Genomic DNA, 11,513 nt, shown 5'->3' on the forward strand with positions numbered 1-11,513 from the left:
TAAAGGCGACGGTTTCGCGCTCGGCGTTGCGTTGTGCGAACGAGCAATGGCCATCGACAGCGTGCTCGAGAGCAACATCGGACCCACTCGCAGACAGTGTCCAGTACTTATTTTATCGGTATTGGTGTATGTGTGATCGATGGTCGAAACCGTGCTGTTGGTTGGTGTTGTGGCCTCGGTTTTCGTCGGGTTCAACATCGGTGGCTCCTCGACGGGGATTACGTGGGGGCCGTCGGTGGGGGCTGGAATTGTGTCGAAGACGACCGCTGCGGCAGTGATGACGGTGTTCGTCTTCCTCGGTGGGATGACTGTCGGCCGAAACGTGATGGATACGCTTAGCGAGGGGATCATCGATGTCGAACTCACGCTCGCAGCGGGCGTTGCGATCCTCTTTTTCATCGGTCTGGGGATGCTCATCGCCAACATCTTCGGTGTTCCCGTCCCGACGTCGATGACGACAGTCGGGGCAATTGCCGGTCTCGGACTGGCGACTGACACGCTGAACTACGAGATGATTGCCGGTATCATCACGTGGTGGATCGTTACCCCAATTATCGGTCTCTGGGTTGGCGTGTTGATCGGGCGCTACGTCTACCCGTGGGTCAACGAGCAGGTGACGATCACAAAATCCGACGGGCCGTTGCTCGCACTCGAGCGCGGCGACAGGGTGCCGAAGCCGACCCTCGGCCCGAATACGACGAGTACCGAACTCGCGACGACGATTGCTGTCCTCGTGATTGGCTGTTACATGGCGTTCAGCGCAGGTGCGAGCAACGTCCCGAACGCTGCAGCCCCGCTTGTGGGGACCGCAGACGGTCTCGAGGACACGACCGCGATTATCGTTGCCACACTCGCGATCAGTCTCGGCGGGTTCACAATCGCTCGCCGAACGATGGACTCGGTCGGCGGCGAACTCAGTGATATTCCGCTGCTCGCGGCGCTGTTCGTCATGGTGACTGCCTCGACGATCACCACCGTGCTCTCGTGGGCTGGCATTCCGATCAGTCTCGTGATGGCCACCGTGATGACTATCGTCGGCATCGGCTGGGGCCGGGCAACACGTCCAATCACTGTCCGTGAGGCGGTTACCCGCGACCCCGAGACAGCGGACATCGAACTCGGTGCGATTGTTTCCGAGGAGAAAGTCGACGAGGCCGCCCCCGCTATCGGTGAACCCGAATCCGAGGACGTGCTTCGCGGTGACGAACTGTTTAACCCGCGCGCGATCATCAAATACGTCTCGATGTGGGTTATCGGTCCCTCGATGTCGACACTCCTCGCGTACGGCTTCTTCGCTGTCGTTCCCGGTGTCGCCTAAATAGACCTTTGGGGCTGGGCGTTGTCGTACGCCTATGCTCTCGAATATTCTCGTCCCAATGGACGACTCCGACCACGCCGAACACGCCCTCGAGTACGCCCTCGAGAACTACCCAGACGCCGAAATCACCGTCTTGAACGTCGTCGGCGTCCCCTCGATGATGATGGGTGATGCAGTCGGTCTCACGCTCGAGGATGATCTTGATGCGGCTGCAACAGACCATGCACAAGCAGTGTTCGACCGTGCGCACAAGTGTGCCGAGGAACGGGACCGAGACCTCGAGACGGTCGTCGGTATCGGACATCCGGCGCGGAACATTATCGACCGTGCTGCTGACTACGATGCAGTCATCCTTGGGAGCCACGGCGAAGACTGGAGCCGTGCGACACATCGGTTTCTCGTTGGCAACGTCGCAGAGACGGTGTCAAAACGGGCACCAGTTCCAGTAACGATTGTCAGATAAAGACAGGCCGTTACGAGTCCGCTTCCTTCTCACCGGATTCTTTGTCTTCGTCGTCTTCGTCTTTGTCTTCGCGCGGATGCTGGTGTTCGTCGACGGCTTCGAACTGCGCCTGAACTTCTCCGACCTGTTTTCCAACGGTCTCTTCGACGGTTTCACTCACCGTTTCTTCGACAGTTTCACTGACCGTTTCCTCGACGGTTTTATCGACTGCCTCGCCGACGGATTCTTCGACGGTTTCACTCACCGTTTCTTCGACAGTTTCACTGACCGTTTCCTCGACGGTTTTATCGACTGCCTCGCCAACGGATTCTTCGACGGTTTCACTCACCGTTTCCTCGACAGTTTCACTGACTGTTTCCTCGACGGTTTTATCGACTGCCTCGCCAACGGATTCTTCGACGGTTTCACTGACTGTTTCCTCGACGGACTTATCGACTGCCTCGCCGACGGATTCTTCGACGGTTTCACTCACCGTTTCACTGACCGTTTCCTCAACGGTTTTATCGACTGCCTCGCCAACAGATTTCTCGACGGTTTCACCGACGGCAGTTTCGACCGTCTCTTCCATCTGCGCCTGGACGTCATCGACTTGCTTTTCGACAGTCTCACCGACTGTCTCCTCGACTGTCTCCTCGACAGCCTCTGTCATCCAGTTCGGATCGAATCGTGCCATCTTCCAGACGACGTGGATCACGTACGAAATAAAGACCCCAATCCCGAACGCGAGTCCAGCGTTTGTGGTGTCGAGCACGACGATTAGAACGATTGAGAGCGCAATCAGCGCCCCATACGCGATATCAACTGCCGCATCGACACGGACCGGATTCAACATTGGTTTCGCTCACCCGACAGTGACTGGCTAGTGCCTACAGCACTATTGATGACTCGAGTCCAGTGGCACTGCTCGGTCTGCGTCTGCAAGTGCCGGCAGTGTCCGTGTCGTCGACTGTCCATCCATATCGCATACATAGTATCTTGTTGTATGGTCGGCGTTGTTGAAATGGTTTCCATAGCGACGTACCGATCTGCCAACAGCAGATGGGTCGAATAGTGTTCTTTTTAGGATCAGCCCACGTGAGTTCACAGTGTGAGTGAAGTACTCCTTCTCGTCGGTCTTCTCGTTGCTGCGTTCGTCGGGTACAACATCGGCGGTGCGACGACGGGTCCAGCGTTTGGGCCGGCCGTCGGCGCGAACGTCATCACGAAACTGATGGCCGCCGCACTGATGTCGGTTTTCTTCTTTCTGGGGGCGGCGACAATCGGGCCGAATGTCGTTACGACACTCGGTGAAGACCTCGTTCATACCACTGACATCTTTACGCTTCAAGCGAACGTCGCCGTGCTCTTCTTTATCGGTGGCGCGCTGTTTATCGGTAACTACGCTGGTGTTCCAGCCTCGACCTCGATGACCGCTGTCGGCGCAATCGCTGCACTTGGACTCGCAACGGGCGAACTTGCCTGGGACGTCCTCGGGCAGATCGTCGTCTGGTGGATCGTCGCCCCAATCGTCGGCTTCTGGGTCGCCGGTGTCGTCGGCCGCTACTACTACCCACAAATCAACGAGTGGGTCGCTATCGAAGGCACCAGTGAGGGCAGACAGATGATCTCCGTGGATCGCTCCGGGCTTGCACCGCGACTCCAGTTCGGCGAGGGTGCAACCCGCCGTGAGATCACAGGCGCGTTTGTCGTCGTCGGTATCGGCTGTCTGATGGCCTTTTCCTCGGGGACAAGCAACATCGCCAACGCAATCGCCCCCATCTACGGTGCCGATATCGACGTTCTCGAGGTGCTCGGGCTTGGCAGTGACGTCGGTGAGATTGCCGGTGTCGAACCCGACATGATGTTCCTGATCGTCATCGGATCGATTGCCGTCACAATTGGCTGTTTCACGATTGCGCGCAGAACCCTCGATACGCTCGGGAACGACATCACGAACCTGCCGCTGACGGCCGCAATCGTCGTCGCTGTCATCGCCTCAGGAATTGTCATCGGCCTCTCGTGGATCGGTATCCCAGCGAGTTTCGTCGTCATCGCAACGATGAGCATTATCGGCCTCGGTTGGGGTCGTGCAACCCGGACAACCACGATTTCAGACGTTCGGAAAGGTGAGGAGACTCGAGTCTCTGTCGGCGCACTTACTGCCGACGAGGAAGGCGAGCCATCGCCGGAAATCGGCGAGGAAGAACCCGAAGACATCCCCAAAGCATCGGACCTGTTCAATCCGTCGACGACTGCCCGCGTCATCCTTATGCAAAACGTCGTCCCGCTCATCTCGACCGTTGGCGCGTTCATCACGTTCCGATTCATCCCCATTTTCGGCCTGTAATCGAGAATCGTTTCTCGAGTTGAGACGATCCCAGATTGCAGCTGAGATCACGCTGCATGGGCACACAGTTGGTGCGTGCTGTCGAACGAAGCACTGTCCGCCTTCGGCAGTCTGCGGGTCGTTAGACTGTCACATTCGGTGGAATTGAAACTGCCCCGTATCTTCACACAATTGGCAGACAATTGTCGACTATTTTCTCCGTTATGGCGGCATTTTCTGACGATTGTCGACATCCTTTTCTTCTGAGCCGTCGATTCACCGGTAAAGACAATTTAGGGCTGAACAGCAAGCTATACCAGTGCGGGACGTGAATCACCGAGTGATGCCCACGGTAGAATACCTCAATTACGAAGTAGTGGACGACAACGGCTGGGACATTTATGACGACGACGTCTTCTCGGAGGCCGCCGACGCCGGTCTCGACGACGAAGACTACGGGACCCTCGATGTCAACGAGGGCGAGTACATCCTCGAGGCCGCTGAGGCACAGGGCTACGACTGGCCCTTCTCGTGCCGTGCTGGCGCGTGTGCAAACTGTGCTGCAATCGTCGTCGAGGGCGAAATCCAGATGGACATGCAGCAGATTCTCTCCGACGAAGAAGTCGAGGAGAAAAATGTCCGCCTGACCTGCATCGGCTCCGCTGAGACCGACGAGGTCAAAATCGTCTACAACGCAAAGCACCTCGACTACCTGCAGAACCGCGTCATCTAAACGCGCTGCAGTTCAACCAATTACCCCATTTCGGGGATTTTTCGCCGCTCGAGCACCACGTAGCCGATGGCTCGTCAGTCCACGCGAGCCGAAAGGATAACACCCTCTCGCTCGAGAGTGGCCACTGTGACACTCGCTGTCGTCTCGGCGACGGGACCGGACCTCCTGCGACTCGTTGCCATCCCCGTGTTCACCTGGGCTGCCATTCGGGATATCAAGACCAGACGCATCTCGAGTGACGTCTGGATTCCGCTCGCGCTGTTAGGCGCGCTCTTGCTCGGGTGGGAGGGCTGGCTCGCCTGGACCGCCGGGGGAGTCGCCTGGACACACGAGTTCGTGATTCCGGCGGCAGTGAGTCTCGGGTTCGTCGTCCCGATTGCGTATCTGTTCTGGTGGATCGGCGGCTTCGGCGGCGCGGACGCGAAGGCGTTGCTCGTCCTCGCGCTGTTGTTCCCGACCTTTCCGACGTACGTCGTCGGCTCGTGGACATTCCCACTGACGGCGACGCCGGTCGGCGCGCTCTCGTTTACGATTCTGACGAACGCCGTCCTCGTCGCGGTCACGATTCCGCTCGCACTCGCCGTCCGCAACGCCGTTGCCGGTCGCATCGCGCCAGTTATGTTCATCGGTTGGCCGATCAGTTGGGACCAACTTCCCACCCGTCACGGCCGACTGCTCGGCACGCCATCCGGTGGCGCTCGAGGCGGCCTCGATCTCGACGCCTTGCGGATGTATCTGCGCTGGCGTGGCCTCTCGCTGGCTGCCGTTCGCGACAATCCCGATTACTACCGCAATCCCGAGACGCTCCCTGACGAGCCAAACCCGCCGACAGACGGCGCTGTGGCAGCCGACGTGGCGGTCGAAGACGGCGGCACTGTCGACGCCGAGACACTCGAGAGAGCGGGAGACGCTGACGCGACGTCCGACGATCCGTGGGGTGCCGAGGCCTTCCTCAACGATATCGAGGGCTCGGCTTACGGGACGACGCCGACGGAGCTACGCGAAGGACTCGAGGCAGCCGTCGAGAAGGAGACGGTCTGGATTTCGCCTGGAACGCCGTTTCTCGTCCCCGTCTTTGTTGGGCTGCTTATCGCGCTCGTGTACGGCGACGTGCTGATCGGCGCGCTGCTATAATCAGTCGAAGCCGACGACTCGCTCGTAGAGCGGTACCAGCGCCGTCCAGAAGACGACGAACACGGCTCCGACTCCGATGATCACCAGCCACGGCATTCCCGCGCCGACCGGCGGACCACTCGCGAGCAGCAAAAATGTCGCGACGAACAGAAACACGCAGACAATGACGCTGCCGACCTCGAGTGTGGTCGCGACTGGATGGGCGCGAAACTGGGCGACGATGCTGGCGGAAGGCATACTCGAGACTCACGCTGAATCGTAAAAACGGTCACGGCGACGGGGCGCTGGGATGGCGATCAGACCTGCGAGTCGATATCGGCGGCGATGTCGTCGAGTTCGTCATCCGAAAGTTCGGGTGGCTCGCCCGCAACGGCGTGGATTGGGCCGCCGCCGTCGCCCTCGAACCGAGGAACGATATGGCAGTGAACGTGGGGCACTTCCTGGCCGGCTTCTTCGCCGTTATTAAACGCAACTGTCGTCGCGTCGGCGTCGACACTTTCTTCGACGGCAGGTACGAGCCGGTGGATGGTATCGTAGAGATCGCTCGAGACGTCGTCGGGCACGTCGTTTAGCCGTTCGTACTCGTCTTTCGGGATGACAAGCGTATGTCCCGGCGCGAGCGGGTTTGCATCCAGAAACGCAAGCGTTGTCTCGTCTTCGTACACGACGCGCGCTGGAATCTCTCCCTCGACAATCTGGGTAAAGATCGTACTCATACGCGAGTGTGTGTCGCCTCGACGTAAGAAGCTTACTCGCAGGTCGGCGCTGGTGCCCAGTCTCGAGGATGCAACGAGAACTGACTTTCAGCCATTCGAACCCGTTTTTGCCCAGTTGTCGTGACTAATTCTGCTAAACTCTCGGTAATAACGCTGGACAGTCGTTGAATTTCTTATACCCTCTCCCACTCTCCTCGAGTGCCTGCAAAGGCGACCGTGTCGCGGTGGCGGACCACCTCACGCAGTGACACACCACCACACCACACCCACCACCTTTCCGCCATCGCTCCAGTCATTCCGTTTCATACCGCACGATCACCCTCGAGTGACAGACTTACTCGTCCTCGAGCGCACACAACTCGTCGATTGTATCGCCGATTTCTGCGAGGTACTCGTCCGGCTCGTACCCCAGCCGCCCGATCCAGACATCCTGATACGACGGGTGAAAAATCGGCACTAGCCACGTTTCCAACCCGGGACAGCGGATCGGCTCGAGCACGCTGTCGACGAATCCCTCGAGTGTCTCCCCTTCTGCAGCCAACACCGTCTTCGTCGCGTGTTTTCCGGTCGCAAGGATGACGTTCGGATCGACTGCCTCGAGTTCGGTGAGCAGATGTGTTCGGCAATTCGCGCGTTCCTCAGGAGTCGGCTCACGGTTGCTCGATGGCTCTTCTGGGTCTGCTGGGAAGCACTTGACCGCATTTGTATAGTAGGCGCCCTCGCCATAGCCAACGTCGGCGACCATCCGGCGGATTCGCCGCCCGGAGTGTCTCGAGGTGTAGGCTTTGCCGGTCCAGTTGCCGCCCTGCCAGTGCTCTGCGTCGGGGTTTCCAGCGCCGGGTGCTTCGCCGATGACGAAGACACTTGCCTCGAGCGAGCCAGTCCCCCACGAGATGCACTCGCGAGTGTCTGTGAGGGCGGGACAGCGCGTGCAGTCGGACTCGAAGACGTGGCGAGAGTCGGGAAACGCGGGCGTTGCACTGTCGTCGGCGTCGGCCGACGATGATGGAGGGGACACGCTCGAGGGTCAGGTGTCGAGCAGTATATGCTGCCCGGCTCTCACTGGCGATCTGTCCCTCGGGGAGGGACAAGTTTACCTTGCCTGGGGCGCTCTGTGGCGATAATGTCGTCACTCAGTCCGGAACTGCTCGTTGAAGCAGCGCAGGTAGTCGTCTACCTCGTCGTCGCTGTCGTCCTCACGGCTGGCGGACTCGCCGCGGAACTCGCCAGCGTTCAACAGTTCGGAGCCGGCGAGATGGCCACCGCGCTGTGGCTCGCCGCAATCGGCGGCGTCATGCTCTATGCAGGCATCTACGGGATTGCTTACAAGAAAGTCCTCGCGCGAGCGATGGTCTCGAGACAGCGGTGAGGTCGCAGTTGATTTAGTCAGTCCCTGTGGTGCTGGGTGAAATGCCCTCGCACAGGACCGATTCTCCTTTACTCTCGGAGCGAATCACTGCAGGTATGAGCCGGTTTGGTGAGGTCGACGATCAGTACGATCCCCACGATCTCGAGCAGCGGGTGTTCGAGTACTGGGATGACGTCGACGCCTACGAGCGGACGGTGGAGCATCGATCCGACGGTGAGTCGTTCTTCTTCGTCGATGGCCCACCGTACACGTCGGGGTCGGCCCACATGGGAACGACCTGGAACAAGACGCTGAAAGACGTCTACCTGCGCTTCTGGCGGATGCAGGGCTACGACGTGACGGATCGACCGGGCTATGACATGCACGGCCTGCCGATTGAGACTCGCGTCGAGGAACGCCTCGGCTTCGAGAACAAGAAAGACATCGAGGAGTTTGGCGAGGAGAACTTCATCCAGGAGTGCAAAGACTACGCGAACGAGCAACTCGAGGGACTCCAATCTGATTTCCAGGATTTCGGTGTCTGGATGGACTGGGACGACCCGTACCGCACGCTGACGCCGGAATACATGGAGGCCGCCTGGTGGGGCTTTTCGAAGGCTGCCGAACGCGGCCTCGTCGAGAAGGGCCATCGCTCCATTTCGCAGTGTCCGCGGTGTGAAACCGCGATTGCGAACAACGAAGTCGAGTACGAAGACGTCGACGATCCGTCGGTCTACGTCAAATTCGATCTGACCGACCGCGGGGCCGATCAGAGTGAGGCCCCGGACAAAGCGAACGGGGACGACGGACCCGTGAGCAGCGACGGCAAGATCGTCATCTGGACGACGACGCCGTGGACGATTCCCGCGAACACGTTCGTCGCCGTCGACGAGGACGGCGACTACGTTGGCGTGCGCGCGGAAAAAGACGGTGAGGAGGAACTCCTCTATCTCGCCGAGGCCAAACACGAGGACGTCCTTCGGGAGGGGCGCTACGACGACTACGAGGTCGTCGAAGAACTCACCGGCGAGGACCTGATCGGTTGGTCCTACGAGCACCCGCTCGTCGAGGAGGTTCCAGACCACGTCGACGCCGACGGCACCCACGAGGTCTACGCCGCCGACTACGTCGACACCGAGGGAGACGGCACAGGGCTCGTCCACTCCGCACCCGGCCACGGTGAGGAGGACTTCGAGCGCGGGCGCGAACTCGAGTTCCCGATCTTCTGTCCCGTCGGCAGCGACGGCGTCTACACCGACGAAGCAGGGAAATACGAGGGCCAGTTCGTCAAGGACGCAGACGACGAGATCATGGCGGATCTCGAGGCCAACGGAGTCCTTCTCGCCTCGGGCACCGTCAACCACAGCTACGGGCACTGTTGGCGCTGTGATACGGGCATCATCCAGATCGTCACCGACCAGTGGTTCATTACGATCACGGACGTCAAAGACGAGTTACTCGAGAACATCGAGGACAGCCAGTGGAACCCCGACTGGGCCCGCGACAATCGCTTCCGCGATTTCGTCAAAGAAGCGCCGGACTGGAACGTCTCGCGACAGCGCTACTGGGGCATCCCGCTACCCGTCTGGACGGCCGAGGACCGCGAGGACGATCAAGATCGTCTCGTCATCAGCGACCGCGAGGAACTCGCCGAACGCGTCGATCAGGAGATCGATCCCGAGGACGTCGATCTGCACAAAGACACCGTCGACGACCTCACCATCACCGAGGACGGGACAACGTACACGCGCGTGCCTGACGTGTTCGACGTCTGGCTCGATTCCTCCGTGGCGTCGTGGGGCACGCTCAACTTCCCCGAAGACGACAGCCGCTTCGACGAACTTTGGCCCGCCGACTTCATCCTCGAGGCCCACGACCAGACCCGTGGCTGGTTCTGGTCCCAGCTTGGGATGGGCACGGCCGCACTTGGCGAGAGTCCCTACACGGAAGTCCTGATGCACGGCCACGCGCTCATGCCCGACGGCCGGGCGATGAGCAAGTCCAAGGACATTCTGATCGACCCACACGAGGCCATCGACCGCCACGGCCGGGACACTATGCGGCTGTTCTTGCTGTCGAACAACCCGCAGGGCGACGACATGCGTTTTGACTGGGACGGCATGCAGACGATGGAGAACCACCTCCGGACGCTCTGGAACGTCTTCCGGTTCCCGCTACCGTACATGCGCTTGGACGGGTTCGATCCACAGGAAACGACTCTCGAGGACGTAGACGAGAACCTCGAACTCGTCGACGAGTGGGTCCTCGCTCGCTTGCAGTCCACGAAGGCCGAGATGACCGAGCACTTCGAAGACCGCCGTCAGGACAAGGCTATCGACGCACTCATCGAGTTCGTCGTCGAGGACGTCTCCCGGTTCTACGTGCAGGCGGTCCGCGAGCGCATGTGGGACGAAGACGACAGCGACTCGAAAGCGGCCGCCTACGCGACGATCTATCGCGTCCTGCGCGAGACGGTCACGCTGCTTGCGCCGTACGCGCCGTTCATCTCGGAGACGATCTACGACACGCTCACCGACGAGGACGGCTACCGCACCGTCCACATGGAAGACTGGCCGGAGGTCGACGAGTACTGGCAGGACGACCAACTCGAGGAGGATGTTGCCTTCCTCCGCGCCATCGAGGAGGCTGGGGCACACGCCCGCCAGCAGGCCGGTCGAAAACTGCGCTGGCCGGTCCCACGCGTCGTCGTCGCCGCGGACGACGACCGCGTCGCTGCTGCGGTCGAACGCCATGCCGACTTGCTCGCCGACCGGCTCAACGCCCGCGAGATCGAACTTGTCTCCACCGAGAATCGGTGGGAGGAACTCGCCTACAGCGCCGAAGCCGACATGAGCGAACTTGGACCCGCCTTCGGCGGTCGCGCCGGGGAGGTCATGAACGCGCTCAACGAGGCTCGGATCGACGAGCCATCGCTCGAGGCACTCGAGGAAGCCGTCTCGGACGTACTCGAGGACGGCGAATCGATTGAGGAGTCGATGGTAAGCTTCGTCACGGAGACGCCCGACGACATCGCCGGCACCGCGTTCGGTGTGGACGGCGACGACCACGGTGTCGCCTACGTCGACGCCTCGCTCACCGAAGACATCGAAAGCGAGGGCTACGCCCGTGAGGTCATCCGCCGCGTTCAGGAGATGCGCAAGGATCTCGATCTCGAGGTCGAAGAACGGATTTCCCTCGAACTCGCCATCGACGACGACCGCGTTGCCGACCTCGTTGGCGACCGTGAGGGCCTGATCCGTGAGGAAGTTCGTGCTGACGAACTTGGAGACCTCGAGGTCGCTGATGGGAACCGCAAGGAATGGGAGGTTGAGGGTGTGACGATGGAAATTGCACTCGAGCCGCTGGCGGCGACTGAAGCGTCCGACTAACGCTGACCGGCTATTTTCGATCAGGCGGTACCGTCGTTCTGTATTTGCGTTTATCTCTCCGAGTGTCCGTTCTCTCTGTTCAGCCATCCAAATACTGACTAGTCAGT

The 11,513-nt window shown here is 60.2% G+C and carries 11 protein-coding genes; 7 read left to right on the top strand and 4 right to left on the bottom strand.

What is annotated here, in order from left to right:
* Positions 1 to 139: 139 nt before the first annotated feature.
* Positions 140 to 1,318, top strand: a complete 1,179-nt coding sequence (locus B2G88_RS14455) for an inorganic phosphate transporter (RefSeq protein ID WP_054864140.1) — start codon at positions 140 to 142, stop codon at positions 1,316 to 1,318.
* A gap of 34 nt (positions 1,319 to 1,352) precedes the next feature.
* Positions 1,353 to 1,781 (top strand): universal stress protein, encoded by a 429-nt coding sequence (locus B2G88_RS14460; protein WP_054864141.1) that lies wholly within the window; start codon positions 1,353 to 1,355, stop codon positions 1,779 to 1,781.
* A 10-nt stretch (positions 1,782 to 1,791) separates the two neighbouring features.
* On the opposite strand, the gene B2G88_RS14465 is transcribed toward B2G88_RS14460, so the two are convergent.
* On the bottom strand, positions 1,792 to 2,613 hold the full coding sequence (locus B2G88_RS14465) for a hypothetical protein (RefSeq protein ID WP_176393254.1): 822 nt from the start codon (positions 2,611 to 2,613) through the stop codon (positions 1,792 to 1,794).
* 255 nt (positions 2,614 to 2,868) lie between these two features.
* Between B2G88_RS14465 and B2G88_RS14470 the strand changes: the two genes are divergently transcribed.
* The 3 genes from B2G88_RS14470 (at position 2,869) to B2G88_RS14480 (ending at position 5,953) form a co-directional block, all read left to right on the top strand.
* A complete protein-coding gene (locus tag B2G88_RS14470) occupies positions 2,869 to 4,107 on the top strand; it encodes an inorganic phosphate transporter (RefSeq protein WP_054863989.1) in 1,239 nt (412 codons plus the stop codon).
* A gap of 322 nt (positions 4,108 to 4,429) precedes the next feature.
* Complete coding sequence (gene fer / locus B2G88_RS14475; protein ID WP_054863990.1) at positions 4,430 to 4,819, top strand: ferredoxin Fer; 390 nt, start codon at positions 4,430 to 4,432, stop codon at positions 4,817 to 4,819.
* A gap of 126 nt (positions 4,820 to 4,945) precedes the next feature.
* Positions 4,946 to 5,953 carry an A24 family peptidase C-terminal domain-containing protein gene (locus B2G88_RS14480; RefSeq protein ID WP_087715160.1) on the top strand — a complete coding sequence of 336 codons (1,008 nt, stop codon included), beginning with the start codon at positions 4,946 to 4,948 and terminating at the stop codon, positions 5,951 to 5,953.
* Here the strand turns inward: B2G88_RS14480 and B2G88_RS14485 are convergent, their stop codons facing one another.
* The 3 genes from B2G88_RS14485 to B2G88_RS14495 form a co-directional block, all read right to left on the bottom strand.
* Positions 5,954 to 6,190 (bottom strand): hypothetical protein, encoded by a 237-nt coding sequence (locus B2G88_RS14485; RefSeq protein WP_054863991.1) that lies wholly within the window; start codon positions 6,188 to 6,190, stop codon positions 5,954 to 5,956.
* Between the two features lie 59 nt (positions 6,191 to 6,249).
* Positions 6,250 to 6,669 (bottom strand): HIT family protein, encoded by a 420-nt coding sequence (locus B2G88_RS14490; protein WP_054863992.1) that lies wholly within the window; start codon positions 6,667 to 6,669, stop codon positions 6,250 to 6,252.
* Between the two features lie 334 nt (positions 6,670 to 7,003).
* On the bottom strand, positions 7,004 to 7,687 hold the full coding sequence (locus B2G88_RS14495; protein WP_054863993.1) for a uracil-DNA glycosylase: 684 nt from the start codon (positions 7,685 to 7,687) through the stop codon (positions 7,004 to 7,006).
* A gap of 105 nt (positions 7,688 to 7,792) precedes the next feature.
* Here B2G88_RS14495 and B2G88_RS14500 point away from each other — a divergent pair, with 105 nt between their 5' ends.
* The gene (locus B2G88_RS14500) at positions 7,793 to 8,038 is read left to right on the top strand and encodes a hypothetical protein (protein WP_054863994.1); all 246 of its coding nucleotides are present in this window, start codon (positions 7,793 to 7,795) and stop codon (positions 8,036 to 8,038) included.
* Between the two features lie 95 nt (positions 8,039 to 8,133).
* Positions 8,134 to 11,406, top strand: a complete 3,273-nt coding sequence (gene ileS, locus B2G88_RS14505; RefSeq protein ID WP_087715161.1) for an isoleucine--tRNA ligase — start codon at positions 8,134 to 8,136, stop codon at positions 11,404 to 11,406.
* Positions 11,407 to 11,513: the final 107 nt, after the last annotated feature.

Source organism: Natronolimnobius baerhuensis, assembly GCF_002177135.1.
GTDB lineage: Archaea > Halobacteriota > Halobacteria > Halobacteriales > Natrialbaceae > Natronolimnobius > Natronolimnobius baerhuensis.